Source organism: Mycobacterium sp. NGS19, from assembly GCF_059813155.1.
In genome coordinates, this window is record NZ_JCALEB010000004.1 from 34,412 (window position 1) to 57,328 (window position 22,917).

Consider the following 22,917-nt stretch of genomic DNA (forward strand, 5'->3'; position numbering starts at 1 on the left):
GGGCGGGTATGCGCAGGGTCGTTCAGTTCTCCACGGGCAACGTGGGCCGGCAGTCGTTGCGAGCCGTCATCGGCCGCCCGGATCTGGAACTCGTCGGAGTCCATGCCGTCAGCCCTGAGAAGGTCGGTCGTGACGCGGCAGAGTTGTGCGGGCTCGACCAACCGACCGGCGTCGTGGCCACCGACGACGTCGACGCGTTGGTGGCGCTGGGCGCGGACTGCGTCGTCTACACCTCCCGCGGCGAGACACGGCCGATGGAGGCGATCGACCAGATGGCCAGGTTCCTGGCGGCCGGCACGAACGTCGTCGGTACCTCGATGGTGTGGCTGGTCGCTCCACGCCACGCCGAGGAATGGCTGCGAGAGCCGTTGGAGCGGGCATGCGAGGCCGGCAATTCCTCGCTGTACGTCAACGGCATAGACCCGGGCTACTCATGCGACACCATGGTGCACGCGGCGCTGTCGCTGACGACACGCGTCGTCTCGATCGCAGTGCAGGAGATCTTCGACTACGGCAATTATGATGACGCTGAATTCACCGGTGCGGCAATGGGTTTCGGATCGAGTCCCGACGATGATCCGCCGCTGCTGTTCTTGCCCGGTGTCATCGTGTCGATGTGGGGCGGCCAAGTGCGCAGCCTGGCGGACAATCTCGACGTCACACTCGACGAGGTGCGTCAACGGGCCGAGCGCTGGTTCACGCCAGAGCGCATCGACTGCAGGATGATGACGGTGCAGCCCGGACACATGGCCGCCGTTCGGTTCGCCACCGAAGGCATGCGTGCCGGCGAACCGATCATCACGGCCGAACACGTCACCAGGCTGACGCCGGCCGCCGCCCCGTACTGGGCCTTTCCACCGGACGGACATACCGGCGTGCACCGCGTCGTCGTGGACGGCGAACCGCGGGTGGAGATCAACACCCATGTCTCGCATCCGTTCCTCGACGCGACCGACGCCGGCTGCATGGCCACTGCGGCTCGCGTGGTCAACGCGATCGAGTGGGTGTGCTGCGGCCCGAAGGGATTGATCGGCATCGACGACATCCCGCTGTCAGCCACCATGCGGGGCTTGGCCTGGAGCTAGGGATCCGGCCACATCTGCAAGCGCGACACCGTATGTTCGCGGGCGATGAACCTTGATCCGGACAACGCCTCCTCACTGAGGTTGAGGGTCGTCGAGTTGGGCTCCACGGCCGGTAACGACGTCGCTGAGCCGTCTGGGCCGGTGATCGCGGTCGGGTCGGCAGCTGACATAGCGGCTCGGCCAGCCTGGGTGCAGAACGCGACGTTCACCCTCACCGACGACGAGGTGGCGGATCGCCGGGTGATCACCGTGCCCTCGGTCCAGGCCGCCGTTGCGGAGCTCGAGCAGCGCATCGAGCGGTGGCCTCAGGCCGCCGCGGTGTGTGACGACGTGGTGCGGGCGATCGGTCCCGGCGCGCCGCTGTGGAGCGGTCTGGTCACCGAGTCGCTGGCCTACTCGACGCTGCAGTCCGGGCGCGAGTTCGCCGAGTGGCTGCAAGCCCGGGGTCCCGCCACGATGCCTAACACTGCCGAGCCGGTTCTCGTTGAACGCCATGGCGACTCGCTGGTCATCTGGCTGAACCGGCCACAGCGGCACAACGCGTTCTCCACTGACATGCGCGCCGCGCTTCTCGATGCGCTGGCCGTCGCACGTGTCGACGAGGCGGTGCGGGAGGTGGTGCTGGCAGGGCAGGGGCCGTCGTTCTGCAGCGGCGGTGACCTCGCCGAATTCGGATCGTTCGACGATCCCGCCACCGCACACCTCGCCAGGACCCGCCACAGTCCGGCGCGCGCCCTCGACGATCTCGCCACCCGACTAGGAAAGCGCCTGGTCGCCCGCGTCCACGGGCAGGTGCTGGGCAGCGGCCTGGAGATGGCTGCGTTCTGCGGCCGGGTCGAGGCGCACCGCGAATCGCGAATAGGCCTGCCGGAGTTGGCCATCGGACTGATTCCGGGCGCGGGCGGCATGGTCAGCATCACCCGGCGGATCGGCCGCTGGCGGACGGCATACCTCGTGTTGTCGGGGCACGTGCTGACGGCCGCAACGGCACTCGAATGGGGACTGGTTGACGCGGTTACACAATGAAGCCATGAGCTCGTTCACGCTGCCGGTGTCGCTGGTGTCGCAGGCTCGGCAGATCGCCGCCACTGTGGCCGAGCGCGTGACGGCACTGGGCGGGCGCCCGGTGCAGCTCGACGCCGACGAGATCATCACCGGACGCGCGGCGCTGCTGGGTCTAGGACCGCCGACACGCATTTCGTCCGGTGGCGCAAGCCGACTGCTCAAAGCCCGCGACGGCTGGTGTGCATTGACGCTCAGCCGCCCCGACGACCTCGACGTGGTGCCCGCGTTGCTCGAGTCGCCCGACGTGGGCGCCGATCCGTGGCCTGCGCTGACCGCCGCCGTCGCCACGTCCGAGGCCGGCGAGTTCGCGGCCCGCGCCAGGCTGCTCGACCTGCCTGTCGCCGTGCTCGGTGAAGTCCGCGCGAGCGCACCGACTGTGGTACCCCACGACACCGCGTCGACGCGTTCGATCACCGAGCTGTTGGTGGTCGACCTGTCGTCGATGTGGGCCGGCCCGCTCTGCGGCCGGCTGCTTGCCGCTGCAGGTGCCATCGTCGTCAAGGTCGAATCCTCCGCGCGTCCGGACGGCACCCGCCGCGGCGACCCGCGCTTCTTCGCCTGGATGAACAGCGAGAAGCTTTGTTACTCAACGTATTTCGGTTCACCTGATCTTGCCCGGCTGCTTCGGGCCGCCGATGTGGTGATCGAAGGGTCCAGGCCGTCGGCCCTCGCACGCCACGGGCTGTCCGCTGAGGCTGTCCCATCGCGGGCCGGCCGGATTTGGTTGCGCATCAGCGGATATGGCGCCGCGCATCCGGACCGGACGGCATTCGGTGACGACGCCGCCGTCGCCGGGGGACTGGTCAACACCGGCGCAGACGGCCCCGTCTTCTGCGGCGACGCGATCGCCGATCCGCTGACCGGGCTGACCGCCACCGCGACGGTGCTCGAGGCGCTGGCACACGGCGGTGGCGTGGTCGCCGACGTTGCGATGGCAACGGTTGCGGCGACGTACGCCCCTGTCCCGGGCGGGCCGGTCGAGGCCGTCGCACCCGAGAGTCCGGCGCTGTCAACAGAACCCGCCCACGAGTTGGGAGCCGACAATGCCCTCGTGTGCGAACTGGTCGAGACGCGGCTCGTCGCATGCTGATACGGCGGGCGGCTCTGTTCGACGGTCGGGTCGTCGACGTCCGCGTCGACCATGAGATCACCGACGTCGCACCAACTCTGCCCGCCCGACCCGGCGAGACCGTCGTCGACGCCCGAGCGGGCGCTGTGCTGCCGGGGCTGCATGATCACCACCTGCACCTGCGGGCCGCTGCCGCCGTGCTCGACTCGGTCGTCGCCGGAAGGGGATTCGCCGACACCATCGCGGCGGCGACACCACATCGTGACGGCTGGATCCGCGTGGTCGGCTACCACGAATCAATGGCGGGCTCGTTGACTCGAGCGATGCTCGACACCCTGCGCCCAGACGTTCCGCTTCGCGTCCAACATCGCAGCGGCGCCCTGTGGATACTGAACACTGCTGCGCTGCAAGGCATCGGCTACCCGGACCATCCAGACGGCCGCATTCCGAGCACCGATCCTGGTCTCGACGCCGTGCCGCGCCGCACCCACAATCTCGAGGCGCTGAGTCGACAGCTGGCACACTACGGCGTCACCGGCGTCACCGACGCCACCCCCGACCTCGAGCCCGGCGATATGGCCAGCCTCGCAACAGCTCTCAGGCAGCGTGTACGGTTTCTGGCTCCGGGCAAGAAGATTCTGCACGACGACGACCTCGACGTCGACGGGCTGACCGCGTGGATCGCCGGCTGTCATGATGCCGGGGTGCCGGTCGCCATCCACTGCGTCACCGCAGCCCAGCTCGTGGTCGCCATGGCCGCGCTGCGCGCCGCCGGCGCACATGCCCGCGACCGCATCGAACACGCCGCGATGGTGCCCGACGCATGCCTCGCCGAACTCGCGAGTCTTGGTGTGACGGTGGTGACCCAGCCGAACTTCATCGGTGAACGAGGCGACGAGTATCGAACCGACATCCCGGTCGACGAGCACTGCCAACTGTGGCGTGTGGCCTCGCTGATGGGGGCCGGCATCCGGGTCGCCGGCAGCACCGACGCGCCGTTCGGCGCGCTGGACCCTTGGGCGGCGATGCGCGCCGCGGTGGCTCGTGCCACGCCGGCAGGTCAGGTGCTCGGACCGCATGAACGCGTCGGTGCGCTGCGGGCGCTGCGGATGTTCCTCGGCTCACCGGATAGTCCGTCCGAGCCGCGACGCGTCGAGCCCGGGCAGCCCGGCGACCTATGCATCCTGGCCGCCGCGCCGCAGGACGCTTTGGGGACGCTCTCCTCGGACATGGTGGCGGCCACGGTCGTCGGCGGCGAGATCGTCGAAGCCCGCTGAAGACCGGTGCGCACGGAAGATCAGAAATGTATTCTGCCCGAGTGCAGAATCGGATCGCCTTGGCGGCGACCGCGGCGGTGCTCGTCGTCGCCGGTCTTTCCGGCTGCTCGTCGGACAAGCAGCCGAATCACCCCAGCCAGGCGTCGGTGACCGTCAACGGCAATACGGTCGCCAGTAGACAGGCCGTGAATTGCATTCAGCAGCAATGGTATTGGACCATCTCGATCGGCGACCAGAGCGTCTCCGGGGTGAAGGCGATGGTCAACCGGACCGGTGACAAGTTGACTGCCGAGTCGGTGCACATCGTGAACTTGGGTGGCTTCACCGGCACGTACTCCAAAGGCGACAGCGGTGACGCCAGCGCCAGCTTCGGCTCCGAGACCTTCACCATCAGCGGCACAGCCCAAGGTTTCAACACGTCCAAGCCCAGCGAGCCGGCGACCGCCACGTTCAAGATCGTCGCGACCTGCTGAAGGCCGAGGGTGGCGGGCGCTCAGCTGCGGTTGCGCCGAACCTCTTTGAACGGCACACCGCGATCGGCCGCATATTCGCGCGGAAATCCCAAGACGCGTTCGCCGATCACATTGCGGGCCACCTCGGTGGTGCCGCCGCCCAGTGAGGCGGTCTGCCGCGACAGGAAACGCTCGCCGAAGCGGATCAAGCCGTCGCCGCAATCCACCACGCCGCCACTTGCGGCGATCGCCATCGCGGTGTCGATCTCGAGCTGATGCGTCTCGGCGTGGGTGATCCGGATGATCGAGCCGGCCGCCGGCGGCAGGGAGCCGTCGTTCACGGCGTGATAGATGTGGTCGATCAGCTGCTCCTGCACGGCGCGGTGAACCAGTGCGCGGCCCGCTATCTCCTGCAGTCGCTCATTGTCGGTTTGTCCCAACGCTTCCAGGAGTGCCGCGAAGTCCACCGGTACGTCCGTCGTGCCCTCCGCGCCGATCCCGCTTGCGAATTCGGACCCGCCTCCGACAGCCCTGCGCTCGTGGTACAGCTGCCGCGATGCGACGCTCCAGCCGTTGTTCACTTCGCCGACGACCGCGTCGTCCCCGACTTCCAGTCCGTCGAAGAACTCTTCGCAGAACTCCTGTGAGCCGTTGACCTGCTTGATGCGGCGCAATGTGATTCCGGGACTCTTGATGGGCACCAAGAACATCGTTAGGCCCTCGTGCTTGGGCACGTCCCAGTCCGTGCGCGCCAGCAGCAGTCCGTAGTCTGCGGCGAACGCACTGGTGCTCCATGTCTTGGCGCCGTTGATAACCCACTTGTCGCCCACACGGTCAGCCCGGGTGATCACGCCGGCGAGATCGGAGCCGCCGCTGGGTTCGGACAACAGCTGTACCAGCACTTCCTCGCCACGGATCGCAGCCGAAATGTGCTGACGCTTCTGCTCTTCGCTGCCGGTGTCGAGAATCGTGGCACAGCAGATTGTGAACGTGGGCGTGTTGAGGATGATCGGCATTTCGTAGGAGCGGGTTTCCGCGTCGAATGCCTTCTGGTACTCGATCGGCAAACCGAGTCCGCCGTATTCCCGCGGGAAGCAAATGCCCGCGAATCCACCTTCGTACAGCCGCTTCTGAAGTTCTCGCGCCCGCAGCCATGGCCCTTCTTCGCCGCGTTCGACGCCGGGCGGCTTGTCGGGATCGATCCGCGGCATGTTTTCCGCCAGCCACGCCCGCGCCCGGGCGGCGAATTCGTCTACCGTCTCCCTGACCGGTGGCGGTGCCGATGCCGTCTCGGTCATGCCGACTCCAATTGTCGCGTCAGCGCGTACACACGCAGATTGTGATCCTCCGGGGTGCCGAACATCGAGCGGTACAAGGTGACGCGCCGCAAATACAGGTGCAGATCATGCTCCCAGGTCACGCCGATGCCGCCGTGCAGCTGGACGCAGTCCTGCACCATCGCCGGTGCCCGTTCACCCACATACGATTTCGCGACACTGACCGCCATCTCGGCCCCCGCCGACCGCCGCGACACCTCGCGGACAGCCGCACGCGTGGCGGCACGGCAGGCCTCCAGCCCGATCTTCAGATCGGCGAAACGATGCTTGAGCGCCTGGTAGGACGCCAGTGGGCGGCCGAACGAATACCGGTCGAATGCCCACTGAATAGTGAAGCCGACCACGGTGTCGAGGATGCCGACCACCTCCGCGCACTGCAGTACCTGCGCGATCTGGGCCTGCCGCTCGATGAGCGCAGCGGTCTGCGCCGGTGTGCCGACCGCAGCAGATTCGTCAACCTGCACGCCGTCGAATTCGACTCGGGCATAACGCTTCACCAGGTCAACGGAGCGCTGCGGCTCGACTCGCACACCCGGCGCATCGGCGGGAACCAGGAACTGGCGGACGGCTCCGTCGCACAACGCGACGACGAGAAACAGCGAACTCTCCGCGCCTGCCTCGACGCGATCCTTGACGCCATCGATACGGAATCCCGTCGATGTCGCGGTGGCCGCGACCGTCGGCTGCAGCGGTCCCCACTGCCGGCCTGGCTCGTAGACGGCCCACGACGCCACCGCCTCGCCGGACATCAGTGCCTCGATCGTCGTTGCGTGACGGGCGTTTTCGCTCGCCTCGACGAGGCCGGCCAGTACTGTGCTCACCGGATGCAACGGCCCTGGTGCGACGGTCTTACCGATCAGCTCCGCGACGACGGCCAGGTCCTCGACACCGTTTCCGGACACGCTTCCCCCGCCCAGCTCCTCGGGCACCAGCAGGCTCGCCCAGCCCAATTCCGCTGCGCGCCGCCACCATTCGGGCTCGAATGAAGCGCCGGCAGTGTGCAGCTCGCGAACTCGGCTAAGAGATGCCTCCTTATCCAGGAAAGACTGGGCCGTCGATGCGAAGAGCAGCAGCTCCGGGTTGGCGACATCGCTCATGCGGGAATGACCAGCGGCGGCACGTCCGGGTTGTGGACGATCTCGTTGGGCACTTTGAACAGCTCGATCATGTTGCCGCCCATGACTTTCCGCTGACCCTCTTCATCGAGGCCGGCCAGATCGTCGATGAGTTTGGTCGGCTCGGCGAGGCCTTCGGGATGCGGCCAGTCGGAACCGAAGATCACCCGATCGACGCCGATGAGGTCGGCCATCTGCTTGAAGTCGTCCTCCCAGAACGGCGCCACATACACACAGCGCTTGAACGCCTCGATCGGGTTCTCCGGGAACTCCTGCGGCATCTTCTTGTAGGTGCCGTCGAACTGCTTGAACAGGTACGGCACCCAGTCCGCGCCGTTCTCGATCGACAGCACGCGCAGATCGGGATTGCGGGTCAGTGCACCGTGGCAGACCAGCGCCGCCATCGAGTCCTCGATCGGCCGCTTACCCATCGACACCATCCGGAACGCGGTCGGTTTGAACGGCAGGTACTCGTCGGCGGGCTCCCAGTCGTTGAGGTACTCGGCGTAACCGGAGTCCGACGCGTGCATGGACACCGGAATGCCTGCCTTCACGCACGCGTCCCAGAACGGGTCGAATTCGGGAAGCCCGAACGACCGAGTGCCCTTGAGGCCGGGCACCGGGGCAGGCCGCACCAGCACCGTCTTGGCGCCACGCTCCAGACACCACTCGAGTTCCTCGAGTGCGCGGTCCATGATGCCGAGGTTGATGACCGGCGTAGAGAAGATCCGGTCTTGGTAGTTGAACTGCCACGTCTCGTACATCCATACGTTGAGCGCATGGATGACGTCGGCGATGAGCTCGGGATCGTCCTTCATCCGCTCCTCGACCAGGCTCGCCAGGGTCGGGAACATCAGCGAGTAGTCGAGTCCCAGTGAATCCATGACCTCCAGCCGGGCCGCGGGTTCACGGAACGCCGGGATCGCCTTCATCGGCTTGCCCATCACCTCGCGGAAGCTCTTGCCGCCGCTGCCGTGGCGGAAGTACTCCTCTTGGGCGCCCGGGCGGGCGACGACCTCGAAGGTCGGGTTAGGGATGTAGTCGCTGACCTGGTTGCGCACCATGATCTTGGTGCGGCCCCGCACCTCGATGTAATCGATGACGTTCTTGCGATGGTCGGGCAAGAACTTGGTCAGCGCCTCTTTTGGTTCGTAGAAGTGGTTGTCGGCGTCGAACACCGGGAAGGGAAGCTGCCGGGCTGCCATGACCGTCTCCTGAAAATCTCGTTAGTCGAAAGTGGTAATGACATTACCACGCATGGACCAGCCAGTCAGCTGCGGTCCGCGCCGCGGCCGATGCCGTGCACGCAGAACTCGAAGATGTGGTCGGAGTCGATCGGGACGCCGTTGAGTTCCGCGCCGAGCACCCGCAGTCGCATCGCGCCCAACACGGTCTGCATGATCAGCGCGGCCGTCGTCTCCACGTCGAGCTCAGCGCGGATGCTGCCTTCGGCGATGCCTCGGCGCAGGATGTCCTGGATCAACTGGTGCAGCGGCAGCAGCACGCGCGCGTATTCGCCCGGGCGGGTCTCGGCCAGATGGTCGTTGTAGAAGGTCAGGCCCCGGTTGATGCTGTCCTGGGTGTGCGACGCGGCGGGCGCGCAGATCCGGTCGACCAGCAGGCGCAGCGCCGCAATGCTCGGCAGATTCGCCGTCTCCTCGCGCCACCTGGAGGTGGATTCGGCCATGATCTTGTCGATCAGCGCCAGCAGCAACTCGTCCTTGCTGGAGAAATGTTGATAGAACGACCGCAGCGATGTCTTCGACCGCTCCACCACCTCGAGCACGGTGAAGTCCGTGCGCCCGGTTTCGCCCAGAATGGCCAACGCGGACTTCATGAACCGGCTCGCGCGCGACTCGGTATCAGGTGTCGCGGACCGACCGGCTCCGGTCTCCGTCGGTTGACCGGTCGGCTTCGCCATCGGCTCACCCTTCACGTCAGCACTACAGGTATGAGAATGACGTTACCGCTTCGTCCACGCTCTAGGTACTGTGTTGCTCCGGTGCGCAATGGGTCGACGAGTGAGGAAGACATGACGACGGATTCAGGGCAGACGCAATGGTCGGTCACCGGCCTGCTCGAGTTGTTCGACGTGCAGCCGAGCGGCGAGAATCGCTTCACCGCCCCGACGGGCATCGCCGGTGACGACCAACGCCAGGTGGTCGAAGGCTCGCAGGTGCTGTCGCAGTCGATTGTTGCTGTCGCAAAACGTTTTTCGGACAAGTCGGTGCGCTCGGTGCACGGGGTTTTCAGTCGTGCCGTACTGGTCGGTACTCCGGTCGAGTTGATCGTCGACGTTGTGCACGAGGGCCGGTCCACCGCCACCGCTGTCGTGTCGGCGCAGCAGAATGGCAAGCGCTGCATGACGTTCACGGTGTTCGCCGACGTGCCGTCGGACGACGTGATCCGCCACCATCTGCCGCGGCCCCAGGTCGCGGCGCCGGCCGAGGCGAACGTATCCGAGATGCCGATGATCGGACGGCAGCTGCGCCTCGTCGACGTGGTCGACGTCAACAGTCCCGACGAAGTGGGGCCGCCCGAGTTGTACGCGTGGCTGCACTACGACCCGATTCCCGCCCGCGATGATCTGGCCAAGGCGTTGATCGCGTATTTCACCGGCCACCTTGGTATTTCGACCACGATGCGGGCGCATGAGGGCATCGGGACCAGCCAGGCTCACCTCACGGTGTCGACGGCGCCGATGACGATCACCGTCAGCTTCCACGAGCCGGTGCGCTGGGACGGATGGCTGCTCTACAGCCACGAGAGCACACAGGTGGGCGCGGGCATGTCCTATGTGAGGGGCACCGTGCACACCGAGGAGGGGGAGCTGATTGCGTCGTTCACGCAGGACGCGATGATCCGTCCGCTGCGCACCACCGACACCGCGATCAAAGAGCAAGCGCGCCTCTAGCCCGTGGTGATTTCGGCGCGCTTTCCGACGCTGAGTATCGTTCAGCGCGCCGAAATCGCGCGCAGTTCGCGCTTGAGCACCTTGCCGTAGCTGTTCTTCGGCAGCTCGTCGACGAACACGTAGCGCTTGGGCCGCTTGAACCGGGCGATGCGCTCGAGCAGGTGGGCGTCCAGTTCCGCCGGGTCGACATCGCCCACCACGAACGCCACCACCACCTCACCCCACTCCTCGTCAGGTGCACCCACCACGGCTGCCTCGGCGACACCGGGATGCGCCACCAGCACCTCCTCGACCTCGCGCGGGTAGATGTTGCTGCCACCGCTGATCACCACGTCTTTGGAGCGGTCGCGCAGCGTCAGGTAACCCCGGGCGTCGAACGAACCCATGTCGCCGGTGCGTAGCCAACCGTTCTGCAGCGTGGCGGCGGTGGCGGCCGGGTTGTTCCAATAGCCCGACATCACGACGTCTCCGCGGCAGACGATTTCGCCGATCTCGCCGATGTCAGCCGGCGTGCCGTCGTCCCGGAGGACCGCGACCTGGACACCGGACCGGGGGTATCCGACCGACCCCAGGACGGCGTCGTCAGCATTCAGGTGGTCGGCTCGGCGCAGGCCGGTGATCGTCATCGGCGCTTCACCCTGCCCGTACAGCTGGGTGAAGATCGGTCCGAACGCCGACATCGCCTTCTTCAGGCTGTCGACATACATGGGGCCGCCGCCGTAGACCACCGTCCGCAGATTGCGTGGGCGGGGTCGTCCTGTCTGTACCAGACGGTGCACCATCGTCGGCGCGAGGAACGCGCTGCAGCCGGGATGGTGCTCGCACAGATCGAGGAACTCGTCGGGGTCGAATGCACCCGATTGCGGAATCACTTGACGCGCAGCGCGTAACACGTACGGAGGGATGTAGAGCCCGGAGCCGTGCGACATCGGCGCGCCGTGCACCAAGCTGCAGTTCTCGTCGGGTGAATCGAAATCCGCGAGATGGGCAACCGTCATCGCCATCAGGTTGCGGTGGGACAGCATCGCGCCTTTGGACCGGCCGGTGGTTCCGCTGGTGTAGAACAGCCACGCCAGCGCCGACGGATCCGTCACCGGCGGCGCAGCATGGTCTGCAGACAGCCACCGCGAATACCCCTCGCTCCCAATGACTTCGACCGGAACGGCACTGACGGACGACAATTCGGCGGCAATCTTCGCCGACGCGAACACCTGCACGGCACCGGCATCTTCGAGAATCTGCACCATCTCGCGCGGATGAAGCTTGTAGTTGACCGGAACCACCACACATTCGGCCGCCCAGATACCGAACATCAGCTCGACGATCTCCGGACAATTCTCGCTGGCGATCGCCACGCGTGCCCCCGGACCCGCCACCGCGGCGATCGACGCGGCCAGGCGCAATGCGCGGTCGCGCAACTCGCTCCAGGTGCTCAGGCAGTGATCACCGTGGTAGACCGCGCCCCGGTCGCCGAACCGTGACGCCGCCTGGTCCAGCAGCGCAAAGAGATTCACCGTTGCGTCCACTCCGAGTTCAGCGCAAAGTCCGACAGGTACTTCGTGGAACTCCAGCCGCCGTCGACGACGATTGTCTGCCCGTTGATGAAACTGCCACCCTCCGAACACAAGAACGCCACGGTGCTCGCAATGTCGTCCACGCGGCCGAGCCGAGGATACGGCGTCATCTCGACATTGATCTTGCGGAACCGCTCGTCCTGCAGCCGGTGCGCCACCATCGGCGTCAGCGTCACCCCCGGTGCCACGGCGTTGCAGCGGATGCCTTGCGGGCCGTACTGGCATGCGATGTGCAAGGTCAGTGCCGTCAGCCCGCCCTTGGCCGCCGAATAGGCACCACCGCGAAGCCCGCCCACCACCGCGAACGTCGACGTCACGTTGACGATCGCCGACCCGGATTGCATGTGCGGCAACACATCTCGCGCCAGCCGGAACGGTGCGCGAAGCATCACGTCCAGGAAGGAGTCGAGTGTCGCGTCGTCGGTCTCGTGCAGTGGCTTGGGACTGCCGAGGCCTGCGTTGTTGACCAAGAAGTCGATGCGCCCCCACCGTTCGACGGCGTCTTCGACAATCCGGCGCGGCGCGTCGTCGCCGGTGACGTCGACGGCCAGCGTCGCGACACGTCCGGGGCCGTCGATTGCGTTCTCCAAGTCAGCAAGCCTGCTCTGGTCACGACCGACACCGAGCACCGCCATCCCCATTTTGGCCAGCTTGACCGCGCAACCGAATCCGATCCCGCTGCTTGCCCCGGTGACGATCGCTACCTGCACAGCCGGCCCCTTCTGCTCTTTGCGCAAGCGCTCATCGCGATGTCTCGATGAGCGCCGCCCGGATCTGGTGCTTGAGCACCTTGCCCGCGTCGTTCTTCGGCAGTGATTCCCACATCACCACTTGCTCGGGCGCTTTGAACCGAGCCACCCCATGATCGGCCAAGAAGCTGCCCAATTCCGCGACGCCGGGCATGACGGCGGCCCCCGCCGGCACCACCACCGCGCAGGCTCGCTCGCCGGTGCGCTCGTCGGGCAGCCCGACCACCGCCACCTCGGCGATGCCGGGATAGCGGGCCAGGATGTCCTCGACTTCCTTCGGGGAGATGTTCTCCCCATTGCGGATGATGATGTCCTTCGCCCGCCCCGTCACCACCAGGTAGTCGCCGTCGACCCAGCAGCCCAGATCGCCGGTGCGGAAATATCCCTCGGCGTCGAACGCGTCGGCGTTGTCTTCTGGATGCAGATAACCGACCAGCATCTGCGGGCCGCGGGCACAGATTTCCCCGCAGCCGGCGGGGGCAGCGTCGTGGTCGACCAGCTTGACGTCGGCGATGCCGGGGCGCCCGTCGGTGTCCGCCGCATGGTCGATGTCGCCGGGCTCTGGCGAGCCGACCGTCGTCACCGGCACCTCCGTCGAACCGTAGACACGGGTGACCACAGCCCGGTCGAAATACGAAGCGGCCCTTCGAATCAACTCAGGCGAGACAGCTGCGCCGCCACAGATGAACACCTTGAGATCTGGAAGTCGGGTGCCTGCGCGGCCGGCCGCGGCGAGCAAGCGATCCAAAAACGGAGTGGCTCCCGCCATGTGCGTGCAGCGCTCCCGCTGCATCAGCGTCACCGCGACATCCGGATTCCATCGATCCATCAGCACCGCGGTGGTGCCCAGCAGCAGCGGGCATTCGAATGCATAGATCGACCCGCCGATGTGAGCGATCGGGGACGGCACCAGGAACCGGTCTCCCGGGCTCACCATCCAATAGTCCCGTATTTGGCAGATCAGCGCATGGATCGAGTTATGGCTGTGCAGAACCCCTTTCGGGCGCCCGGTGGTTCCGGACGTGTAGAGGATCATCTGCACCGCATCGGGATCCAGAGCCGGCAGCTGCGCGTCGGCGCCGCGCAACAGCGACGGGTACGGCGTGTGTCCCGACGGCTCCCCGCGCACCACGACGACCTCCGGCGCGGACGGCAGGTGCGCGCTGACCCGAGTCAGCATCGCCGCGTAGTCGTAACCGCCGAAGTGCGCTGGGATGAAGACCATCCGGCTCTGGGAATCCGTGAGGATGAACCGCAGCTCATGGTCGCGCAGCGACGGCAAAATCGGATTTACGACCATCCCGGCCACGGTCGCCGCGAGGTAGACCACCGCCGCCTCGTGCCAGTTCGGCAGCATGAACGAGACCACACTCGCCGGTGGTAAGCGCGTCAGCATGGTCTGTGCCAACGCGCTGGCCTGGCGTTCCAGGCTCGCGCAGTCGATGCGAATGTCATTGTCGATCAGGGCAATCCGGCGCGGCGTGGTGCAAGCGGCCTCGCGCAGTGAGTCGGCGAGCGTGGTGCGCACCGCCCCACCTCGGGCGTTGATGTCGGCCGCGGGCACGCCGGCTAGCCCTTCACGCGGCGCATGGTCATCGAGTGCCGGAACCGTGACGCCGGGTGGGTATTGATGGTCACCTGAGCCACCTCGCCGTCGGAGGTGGTATAGGTGCGGCGCATCTCCAGTGCCGCGCTGCCCGTGCTGACCTTCAGGCCTTCGGCAAGCTCGGGGGAGATCACCACCGCCGAGATCTGTTGATGCACTTCGACGACGCTCACTCCGAAAAGATCTTCGATCAGCGGAAAGATCGGGCCGGTGTGGCGTTGCAGCAGCCGGCCCACCGCCGCGAACGCGCGGTTGATGAAGTACTCGGTGCGGCAGATCGGTGCAGAGGCGCCGTCGCCTTGCCGGTAGCCGGCCACGGCCAGCCACTCGGTGCCGGCGGCGAGTCCGGTGCGGGCAGCCAGTTCGTCGTCGACGGTCACCGGTGCGTTCGACTCGATGGTGAACTGGGTGCCGGCCGCGAACGCGATCAAGTCGTCTATCGACATCACGTCTTGCGCATAGGAATTCGACGCCGGGCGGGGCACCACCAAGGTGCCTGCTCGCGGCCGCGAGGCCACGAGGTTGTCTTCGCGCAGCCGCCGCAGCGCCTCCCGAACGGTGTAGCGGCTGACTGCGAATCGCTCGCACAGCTCGTGTTCGGTGGGCAGCTGCGAACCCACCGGGTAAACGCCGTCGACGATCTCCTTCCGCAGGGTGCGCGCCACCTGGAGGTAGCGGTGCTCGGTCGGCGACAGCGTCATCTTTCGGCCCGGCGCAACGCCAGCACGCTGCCGTCCCCGTCGGCAGAAACGAAAAGTGTGCCGTCATGTCCGACGGCGATTCCCGCGAACGGACCCTGGGGTCCGGAGAACGGCGGCAAGCCCTTGAGTGGCTTGGGCACCACACCGGGCGGCGGGCCGATCGGCAACCCGGCCGCTATCGTCTGGCGAAATGGCGCCGCGAGGTCGAATTCTTCGACGGTCTTGGCGCCGGCGTCGACGACGTAGAGCCGCTGTCCGGCCACGAGAATGCCTTGGGGAGTGTGTAATTCGTCGACGACGGTCTCTACGCCCGATCCGCTCAACCGCACGACGCGCCCGGCGCCCGACTCGGCGACCAGCACGCCGCCGTCAGGGGCGATCGCCACGCCCACAGGGTGGTGCAGGCTCGACGCGAGCACGTCGACATTGCCCGCGTCGACCGACAACACGCGTCCGGTCCCCAACTCGGCGACCACGATGCCGCCCGGTCCGATGGCCACGCCGTACAGCTGGTCGAATCCGTCTGCCAGAACGTCGGTTTCGCTCATCGCCGGCCGGTAGCGCGATACCTGGCCACCTGACGTCGTCACGACGAACTCACCGGCGCCCACAGCTGCCACGCCCCGCACGAAGCCGGGATAACCCGGCGAGAACAACATGCCGACGGTCTGCAGGCTTGCGTCGGAGCCGACGACGTAGAAGTAGGTGCCGTCGGCCACGTACAGTCGGCCGTCGTCAGCGACCGCGAGGTCCAGCGGCCAGTTGAAGCCGCCCGGCAGCAGCGTGCGCGCTTCGCCACCCGGGAGAACCTCGGTGATCTCGCCGCCGATGTTGGACACCAGCAGCCGGCCGTCCACGAAGGTGCAGTTGTCCAGCCCGGGATCGAGCTGGGCGAGCAGCGACTTTTCACCCGTGCGCGGGTCGATGCGCAGCACCTGGCCGCTGGCCACTTGGGTGGACACGATGTAGCCCTCGGAGTCGAACTTCACCGAGTCGGGGACGCCAAGGTCTGCGGTGACCCGTTGTGGCGCACCACCGTCCGGGTCGATACGCCAGATCTCATTCGCGCCCATCACGGGGAAGTACAGCAGGCCGTCGGGCCCCACCTCCATGGCGTTGAGCAGCGGCATGTTCTCGACCAGCACACGCGGCCGGCCGCCGTCCAGATCGAGCTCGAGCAGCCGCCCGCCCTCACGGCATTCTCCGATGAACAGCCGGTCCCGGTACACGGTGATTCCGTTGGCCGACGGCAAGTCGTCGCGGAGGACCTTGGCGCGGCCGCGCGTGTCCAGCATGCTCACCCGGCCGTCCATCACCTCGGTGGCGTAGAGATTTCCGCGCGAATCGAACGCGACGTCGTCGGGGGCGATGATGTCGCCACCCGTCGCGGTCACCGTATCCAGCGCTCCGGTCTCGAGGTCCAGCGCGCTGATCTGGCTTCCCGTCACCTGGGCGACGTAGACCCGGCCGTCGCGGCCGGTGCGCAGGCCGTTGGCACCGAACAGCCGGCTCGGCCCGGTCACCCGCTCGAGTCGCCAGCCCGGCGCCACATCCGGCGTCACGGCGACGGGGTAGCGGTTGCCATTCAGCGACATGGCATCTGACGCTATCAATTGCTTCTAGTCCAGACAATAGGCGCAGCAAGCACGTTAGTCGGCCTTGACGCCGTCGTTGCCGCTGCGGAATAGTGTTCTGCAATATGCAGAGCATGAAATGTTGTCCGGACAAATCGGTCGATGGCTGAGCTGCTGAGCCTCGCCGGCCGCACCGTGGTGGTGGCCGGCGCCGGCGGCGGTGGCATCGGGACGACGATCACACGGATGGCCGCCCAGGCAGGCGCGACCGTGATCGCGGTGAGTCGGTCGAAAGAGAACCTCGACGAGCACGTCGTCCCGCTGGCGCGGCAAGGACTCGCGGTGCTCCCGGTGCCCGCCGACGTGTCGACCGACGACGGCATCAACGCAGTGCTCGAGCATGCCCGCCGGGCCGAGGGCATTCTTTACGGACTGGTGAATGTCGCCGGCGGCGCTGCGCCGCAGACGTGGATGCCGTCGACCAGGGTCACTCGCGAGGACTGGCGCCAACTGTTCACCGCCAACCTCGAAACCGCGTTCTTCATGAGTCGAGCCGTGGCCGCCGAATTGCGGGCGAAGGGGCTTGGCGGATCGATCGTGTCGCTCTCGTCGATCAGCGGCATGAACACCGCGCCGTTTCACATCGCGTACGGAACGGCCAAGGCGGCGGTCGCGGCGATGACGCGCACCATGGCGGTCGAACTCGCCCTGGACGGCATCCGGGTCAACGCCGTGGCGCCCGGGGTGACCGAGACCGCGGCGTCGCGCACCTATGTCGACGAGGATCCCGAGCGGGATCGTCGTGCGATCGCCATGGGGCGGCGCGGGCGACCAGAGGAGCAAGCCGGCGTCATCTTGTTCTTGCTGTCGGACCTGGCGAGCTACATCACAGGGCAGACCCTTCTCGTCGACGGCGGCCTGAGCCTGCGCTGGAGCCACCTCGGCGCCGACAACACCTCGCTCTTCTTGAAGGACGAGTCCTTCCGCAGCGCAATCAGTCGACCCTGAAAGGAGGCTGTGATGGCAGAACCGAATGGTCAAGCGGCAGAAGAACTGTCAGAGCCGATGACCATCGGCGTGGAGGCTTACATCTCAGAGGACTATGCCCGGGCCGAACGTGACAAGCTCTGGCGCAAGGTCTGGCTGCAAGTCGGCCGTGTCGAAGAACTTCCCGACGTGGGCAGCTATCTGACCTACGACATCCTCGACGATTCGATCATCGTCGTGCGAGTCGGGCCCAACGAATTCGCGGCACACCACAACGTCTGCATGCACCGGGGCCGGCGGCTGATCGACACTCCTGACGGCGCCAAGAATGCGGTCGGCCGCACCCGCAAGTCCTTTGTCTGCGGGTTCCACGGCTGGACTTACGGGCTCGACGGTGCCTGCACGTACATCCGCGAGCGCGACGACTGGAAAGGCGCACTCACCCCGCAGAACACGCACCTCGCACCGGTCCGGGTGGACACGTGGGGCGGATGGCTCTGGATCAACATGGATCCCGAGTGCGAGCCGCTGATGGATTACCTGTTCCCGGCCGCGAAGATCCTCGATCCGTTCGGCTTGGAGAACATGCGCTACAAGTGGCGCAAGTGGTTGTACTTCGACTGCAACTGGAAGGTCGCGCTGGAGGCCTTCAACGAGACGTACCACGTCTACACCACCCATCCGGAATTCAACAAGTTCGGCGAGTTCAAGGGCTGGGCCAAAGCGCAAGGCAAGCACAGCAACATCGGCTACGACGCGCCTGAGGATCTCGAGGAGACCAAGTCCAAGATCCGGTTGGGCACGGGCACGGATCCGCGGGTGTCGACCGCCGAAATGCAGGTCTACACAATGGAAGAGACCAACGCCACCACCACGCAGACGCTGGTGAACGCCGCGCTGCGGCTGGTCGACGAGCTTCCGGAGGGCACCCCGGCCGACAAGGTGCTGGCGCATTGGCTGGATTCTGCCCGCCGCGACGACGAGGCCCGGGGGGTGTTCTGGCCGACGATCCCGCCGGATGTGCTGGGTCAGAGCGGGACAGCCTGGCAGATCTTCCCGAACTTCCAGATCGGCCAGGGCCTGACCAGTGCGCTGTGCTACAGCGCCCGACCGCATCCCAGCTACGACCCGAACAAGTGCATCTTCGAAGTGTCGGTGTTCGAGCTGTACCCCAAAGGGCAAGAGCCGCAGACGGAATGGGAGTACACCCCGGTGGGCGATCCGCGCTGGCGCTCGGTGCTGCCGCAGGACTTCTCGAACATGGCTGCGGTGCAACAAGGGATGAAGTCCCTTGGCTTCCCGGGCACCATGCCCAATCCCTATCGCGAACGCAGCACCGTGAATCTGCACTATCAGCTGTCCAAGTACATGGGGACCGGCGCACCACGCGAACTCGCTCAGGAGCCGCTTGCGTGGAAAGCGGACGGCGAAGGAGAAGCTCACACATGACAATGTTCGACACCTGCGGACCCACCGAGACGCCCGACGACATCGACATCGAGGCGCTGCGGCAGAAATACCTTTACGAGCGCGACAAGCGGTTACGGCCGGAAGGCAGCAAGCAATACCTGGAGCTGAAGGGCGAGTTCGCCGACTTCTACGAAGTCGACCCGTACACGCCGGTGACACCCCGCGACCCGATCAACGCGGACATCGAGGTCGCGGTGCTCGGCGGCGGGATCGCCGGCTTGCTCGCGGGCGCTTACCTGAAGAAGGCCGGCGTGGACGATGTGCACATCATCGAGATGGGCGGCGACTTCGGCGGTGTCTGGTATTGGAACCGCTTCCCCGGTATTCAATGCGACAACGACGCGTATTGCTACATCCCGATGCTCGAGGAGCTCGGCTTCATGCCGTCGAAGAAGTTCGCGGACGGCGCAGAGATCTTCCAGCACTGCCGTAACATCGGCAAACACTTTGGACTGTACGACGGAGCGATCTTCTCGACGCAGGTCTGCCAGATGCGTTGGGATGACTCGGCGAACCGCTGGCGGCTGAGTACCAACCGCGGTGACGACATCGGGGCACGCTTTGTCGTCATGACGCAGGGATCGTTCAACCGTCCGAAGCTGCCCGGCGTTCCCGGCATCACGGATTTCAAGGGGCACCAGTTCCACTCGGCTCGTTGGGATTACGAATACACCGGCGGCGACGCCAACGGCGGACTGCACAAACTGAACGACAAGCGGGTCGGGCTGGTCGGCACCGGGGCCACCGGTGTGCAGCTGGTTCCGCATCTGGGCCGAGATGCCCAGCACCTCTACGTGTTTCAGCGCACGCCGTCATCGGTGGACGTGCGGGCCAACACGCCGACCGATCCGCAGTGGGCGGCCTCCCTGCAACCAGGCTGGCAGGAGGAACGCAAGCGCAACTTCCACCGCTGGTCCCCGTTGGGCGAGGGCGCGGTGTTCGACGAGCCGGATCTGGTCTGCGACTTCTGGACCGAGTTGGGGCGCAACCTGACCGCGCGTATCGCTGCGTTCGAGGACCCCACGTCACTGACGATCGAGCAGATCATGGCCATCCGGGAGGAAGAAGACTACAAGGTCATGGAGCGCCTGCGGCGCCACGTCGAGGCCGTCGTCGACGACCCCGTGACCGCCGAGGCGCTCAAGCCCTACTACCGCTTCATGTGTAAGCGGCCCTGCAGCAGCGACGAGTACCTGCCGACCTTCAACCGACCGAACGTGACGCTGGTCGACGTCTCGGATTGCAAAGGGGTCGAACGGGTGACGGAGAAAGGGCTCGTGGCCAACGGGGTCGAGTACGAGGTCGACTGCATCATCTGGGCCAGCGGCTTCGAGATCACCACCGAGATCAGCCGCCGCTACGCCATCGACGCCATCGAGGGCCGCGACGGCCTGTCATTGTTCGACCACTGGCGCGACGGCTACAAGTCGCTGCACGGGATGACGAGTGTGGGCTTCCCGAATCAGTTCTTCACCGGTTTCATCCAGGGTGGCGTGTCAGGCAACACCACCGCGATGTTCGAGCAGCAGGCCGAGCACATCGCCTACATCATCTCCGAAGCAATTGCCCGCGGCGTGACAACGGTCGAGCCCAGCCAGGAGGCTCAGGACGATTGGGTCACGACGATTCGTGAACTCACGGTGGACATGTCGGAGTTTGCGGTGTCCTGTACGCCCGGCTACTACAACAACGAAGGAGGCGGCGGCGGAGAAGGCATCCGGTCTGCCATTGGTGAGCCGTATTCGCCCGGCTTCTATGCTTTCGGCGATCTGCTCAAGGCCTGGCGCGACAAGGGCGATCTAGACGGCCTAGTTCTCGGAACTTAGATGCCAGAACGCAGATTCGACGATCGCGTCGCCGTCGTCACCGGCGCCGGCCGGGGGCTGGGCCGGGCGTACGCACTGCTGCTGGCCGCGCGCGGCGCGAAGGTGGTGGTCAACGACCCCGGAGTCAGCTTGTCCGGCAACGGGATCGACGACGGACCCGCCGCCGGGGTGGTATCCGAGATCGAAGCGGCCGGCGGTCATGCCGTTGCAAGCACCGAGTCGGTCGCCTCACCGGAGGGCGGTAAGGCGATCATCCAGACCGCCCTCGACCACTTCGGCCGCATCGACGTCGTGATCCACAATGCGGGCATCGTCCGGCGCGCCTCGCTGTGCGAAATGACGTACGGAGATTTCGACGCGGTCGTCGACGTCCACCTCAAAGGCGCGTTTCATGTTGTGCGGCCGGCGTTTCCGGTCATGTGCGGGTCCGGTTACGGGCGCATCGTGCTCACCTCGTCGATCGGTGGCCTGTACGGGAACCACGCGGTGGCCAACTACGCCGTAGCCAAGGCCGGGCTGATCGGATTGTCGAACGTCGCGGCGCTGGAGGGAGCACCGCACGGCGTGACGTCGAATGTGATTGTTCCGGCAGCGGTGACGAGAATGGCCGAGGGCATCGACACGTCGGCCTATCCGCCGATGGGCCCGGACCTGGTGGCGCCGGTCGTGGGCTGGTTGGCACACGAAACATGCTCGCTCACCGGCGAAATGCTCGTCGCGCTCGCCGGCCGGGTGGCCCGAGCGATGATCGTCGAGACGCCGGGGGTATACCGGCCGTCGTGGACGGTGGAAGACGTCGCCGAATACATCGACGTCATCCGCGACGCAACCGACCCGGTGATTTTTCCCGTCGTGCCCGACGGCCATGGCGACCACATCCGTTACAGCTTCGCGATGGCCGGCCGGCAGGAAGCCCACCATGGCTAGTCCCGGGTCGACGGGCCCGCTGGCCGGGGTGCGCGTCATCGACCTCACCGCGATGGTGATGGGCCCGTACTGCACGCAGATCATGGCCGACATGGGCGCCGACGTGATCAAAGTCGAACCGCCAGAAGGGGACAACACCCGCTACATCTCGGTGGGGCCCGCTCCGGCCATGAGCGGGGTGTTCGTCAACGTCAACCGCGGCAAGCGCAGCGTAGTGCTGGACCTGCGCACCGACGACGGAAAACGCGCGTTGCGCAAGCTGATCGAGACCGCCGACGTGTTCATCCACTCGATGCGCGCCAAGGCCATCGCCAAGCTCGGTTTCAGCTATCCAGACGTCGCCGCGATCAATCCGGCCGTCGTCTACACCAACTGCTATGGCTACGGCCGCCGCGGTCCGGACCGTGACCGTCCCGCCTACGACGACACCATCCAGGCCGAATGCGGGCTGCCGGCCGTACAACAGCAGCTGACCGGAGAAGCGAACTACGTCGGAACGATCATGGCGGACAAGGTTGCTGGGCTCACCGCGCTCTACGCGACGATGATGGCGCTTTTTCACCGCGAGCGCACCGGCGAGGGCCAGGAGGTCGAGGTCGCGATGTTCGAAACCATGGCCTCGTTCATCCTCGTCGAGCATGCGAACGGCGCGATGTTCGACCCGCCGCTGGGGCCTGCCGTCTATCCACGCACCGTGGCGCCCAACCGCAAGCCGTACCGCACCAGCGACGGCTACATCGCCGCGCTGATCTACAACGACAAGCACTGGAACGCGTTCGTGGCCGCGGTGAAGCCGCCGTGGGCCAGCGACCTGTACGCCACGCTCGAGCGGCGCGCACGCCAGATCGACACGGTGTACGCGCTGGTGGCCGAGACCATGACGCAACGGACCACCGACGAATGGCTTGCGCTGTTCGCCGAACTGGAGATCCCGGCCGCGCCTATCCACACGCCGGACTCCTTGTTCGACCATCCGCACTTGAACGCGGTCGGCTTGTTCGAGACGGTGCAGACTTCGCAGGGCCCCGTGCGGTTTCCCGGTGTGCCGACGTGGTTTTCCCGCACCCCGGGCCGGGTGGCCGGCCCCGCTCCCGAGTTGGGTGCCGACACCGCCGAGGTTCTCGACGAACTCGGTGTCGGGGCCGACGCCGAACCCGTGTTGGGGTCAGGGTAGGAGCGGCCGTGGACT

20 protein-coding genes are annotated in these 22,917 nt (G+C 66.2%); 11 read left to right on the top strand and 9 right to left on the bottom strand.

Annotated elements, in window-relative coordinates:
* Positions 1 to 8 precede the first annotated feature (8 nt).
* Genes AC5Y4N_RS13315 through AC5Y4N_RS13335 form a run of 5 tightly spaced genes read left to right on the top strand, consistent with a single transcriptional unit; the run spans position 9 to position 4,969 of the window.
* Complete coding sequence (locus AC5Y4N_RS13315; protein WP_499909233.1) at positions 9 to 1,085, top strand: NAD(P)H-dependent amine dehydrogenase family protein; 1,077 nt, start codon at positions 9 to 11, stop codon at positions 1,083 to 1,085.
* 45 nt (positions 1,086 to 1,130) lie between these two features.
* Positions 1,131 to 2,111, top strand: coding sequence for an enoyl-CoA hydratase/isomerase family protein (locus AC5Y4N_RS13320; protein ID WP_499909231.1), 981 nt, complete (start codon positions 1,131 to 1,133; stop codon positions 2,109 to 2,111).
* Between the two features lie 4 nt (positions 2,112 to 2,115).
* Entirely contained in the window at positions 2,116 to 3,240 is a 1,125-nt protein-coding gene (locus tag AC5Y4N_RS13325) for a CoA transferase (RefSeq protein WP_499909229.1), read from the top strand.
* Positions 3,234 to 4,496, top strand: coding sequence for an amidohydrolase family protein (locus AC5Y4N_RS13330; protein WP_499909227.1), 1,263 nt, complete (start codon positions 3,234 to 3,236; stop codon positions 4,494 to 4,496). The genes AC5Y4N_RS13325 and AC5Y4N_RS13330 overlap by 7 nt, the downstream gene beginning before the upstream one ends.
* Before the next feature lie 41 nt (positions 4,497 to 4,537).
* Entirely contained in the window at positions 4,538 to 4,969 is a 432-nt protein-coding gene (locus AC5Y4N_RS13335; protein ID WP_499909225.1) for a lipoprotein LpqH, read from the top strand.
* 20 nt (positions 4,970 to 4,989) lie between these two features.
* Here AC5Y4N_RS13335 and AC5Y4N_RS13340 read toward each other — a convergent pair whose 3' ends face one another.
* From AC5Y4N_RS13340 to AC5Y4N_RS13355, 4 genes are all read right to left on the bottom strand, one after another.
* On the bottom strand, positions 4,990 to 6,246 hold the full coding sequence (locus tag AC5Y4N_RS13340; RefSeq protein WP_499909223.1) for an acyl-CoA dehydrogenase family protein: 1,257 nt from the start codon (positions 6,244 to 6,246) through the stop codon (positions 4,990 to 4,992).
* Positions 6,243 to 7,382 carry an acyl-CoA dehydrogenase family protein gene (locus AC5Y4N_RS13345; protein WP_499909221.1) on the bottom strand — a complete coding sequence of 380 codons (1,140 nt, stop codon included), beginning with the start codon at positions 7,380 to 7,382 and terminating at the stop codon, positions 6,243 to 6,245. Before AC5Y4N_RS13345 ends, AC5Y4N_RS13340 begins: the two co-directional genes overlap by 4 nt.
* The gene (locus tag AC5Y4N_RS13350) at positions 7,379 to 8,605 is read right to left on the bottom strand and encodes an amidohydrolase family protein (RefSeq protein WP_499909219.1); all 1,227 of its coding nucleotides are present in this window, start codon (positions 8,603 to 8,605) and stop codon (positions 7,379 to 7,381) included. Before AC5Y4N_RS13350 ends, AC5Y4N_RS13345 begins: the two co-directional genes overlap by 4 nt.
* A gap of 65 nt (positions 8,606 to 8,670) precedes the next feature.
* On the bottom strand, positions 8,671 to 9,321 hold the full coding sequence (locus tag AC5Y4N_RS13355) for a TetR/AcrR family transcriptional regulator (protein ID WP_499909217.1): 651 nt from the start codon (positions 9,319 to 9,321) through the stop codon (positions 8,671 to 8,673).
* 111 nt (positions 9,322 to 9,432) lie between these two features.
* Between AC5Y4N_RS13355 and AC5Y4N_RS13360 the strand changes: the two genes are divergently transcribed.
* Entirely contained in the window at positions 9,433 to 10,314 is an 882-nt protein-coding gene (locus AC5Y4N_RS13360; protein ID WP_499909215.1) for an acyl-CoA thioesterase, read from the top strand.
* Between the two features lie 41 nt (positions 10,315 to 10,355).
* Here the strand turns inward: AC5Y4N_RS13360 and AC5Y4N_RS13365 are convergent, their stop codons facing one another.
* From AC5Y4N_RS13365 to AC5Y4N_RS13385, 5 genes are read right to left on the bottom strand one after another with little or no spacing between them, the layout of a single operon-like run.
* Positions 10,356 to 11,828 carry an acyl-CoA synthetase gene (locus AC5Y4N_RS13365; protein ID WP_499909213.1) on the bottom strand — a complete coding sequence of 491 codons (1,473 nt, stop codon included), beginning with the start codon at positions 11,826 to 11,828 and terminating at the stop codon, positions 10,356 to 10,358.
* On the bottom strand, positions 11,825 to 12,598 hold the full coding sequence (locus AC5Y4N_RS13370; protein ID WP_499909211.1) for an SDR family NAD(P)-dependent oxidoreductase: 774 nt from the start codon (positions 12,596 to 12,598) through the stop codon (positions 11,825 to 11,827). The genes AC5Y4N_RS13365 and AC5Y4N_RS13370 overlap by 4 nt, the downstream gene beginning before the upstream one ends.
* 31 nt (positions 12,599 to 12,629) lie before the next feature.
* Entirely contained in the window at positions 12,630 to 14,201 is a 1,572-nt protein-coding gene (locus tag AC5Y4N_RS13375; protein WP_499909209.1) for an AMP-binding protein, read from the bottom strand.
* A gap of 5 nt (positions 14,202 to 14,206) precedes the next feature.
* Positions 14,207 to 14,944, bottom strand: a complete 738-nt coding sequence (locus AC5Y4N_RS13380; RefSeq protein WP_499909207.1) for a GntR family transcriptional regulator — start codon at positions 14,942 to 14,944, stop codon at positions 14,207 to 14,209.
* The gene (locus AC5Y4N_RS13385) at positions 14,941 to 16,539 is read right to left on the bottom strand and encodes an SMP-30/gluconolactonase/LRE family protein (protein ID WP_499909205.1); all 1,599 of its coding nucleotides are present in this window, start codon (positions 16,537 to 16,539) and stop codon (positions 14,941 to 14,943) included. Before AC5Y4N_RS13385 ends, AC5Y4N_RS13380 begins: the two co-directional genes overlap by 4 nt.
* 141 nt (positions 16,540 to 16,680) lie before the next feature.
* Here AC5Y4N_RS13385 and AC5Y4N_RS13390 point away from each other — a divergent pair, with 141 nt between their 5' ends.
* From AC5Y4N_RS13390 to AC5Y4N_RS13410, 5 genes are read left to right on the top strand one after another with little or no spacing between them, the layout of a single operon-like run.
* Entirely contained in the window at positions 16,681 to 17,526 is an 846-nt protein-coding gene (locus tag AC5Y4N_RS13390; protein WP_499909203.1) for an SDR family NAD(P)-dependent oxidoreductase, read from the top strand.
* A 12-nt stretch (positions 17,527 to 17,538) separates the two neighbouring features.
* The gene (locus tag AC5Y4N_RS13395) at positions 17,539 to 18,954 is read left to right on the top strand and encodes an aromatic ring-hydroxylating oxygenase subunit alpha (RefSeq protein ID WP_499909201.1); all 1,416 of its coding nucleotides are present in this window, start codon (positions 17,539 to 17,541) and stop codon (positions 18,952 to 18,954) included.
* On the top strand, positions 18,951 to 20,801 hold the full coding sequence (locus AC5Y4N_RS13400) for a flavin-containing monooxygenase (protein ID WP_499909199.1): 1,851 nt from the start codon (positions 18,951 to 18,953) through the stop codon (positions 20,799 to 20,801). Before AC5Y4N_RS13395 ends, AC5Y4N_RS13400 begins: the two co-directional genes overlap by 4 nt.
* Positions 20,802 to 21,728 (top strand): SDR family NAD(P)-dependent oxidoreductase, encoded by a 927-nt coding sequence (locus tag AC5Y4N_RS13405; protein WP_499909197.1) that lies wholly within the window; start codon positions 20,802 to 20,804, stop codon positions 21,726 to 21,728.
* The gene (locus AC5Y4N_RS13410) at positions 21,721 to 22,902 is read left to right on the top strand and encodes a CaiB/BaiF CoA transferase family protein (protein WP_499909195.1); all 1,182 of its coding nucleotides are present in this window, start codon (positions 21,721 to 21,723) and stop codon (positions 22,900 to 22,902) included. The genes AC5Y4N_RS13405 and AC5Y4N_RS13410 overlap by 8 nt, the downstream gene beginning before the upstream one ends.
* The last annotated feature ends 15 nt before the right edge of the window (positions 22,903 to 22,917 follow it).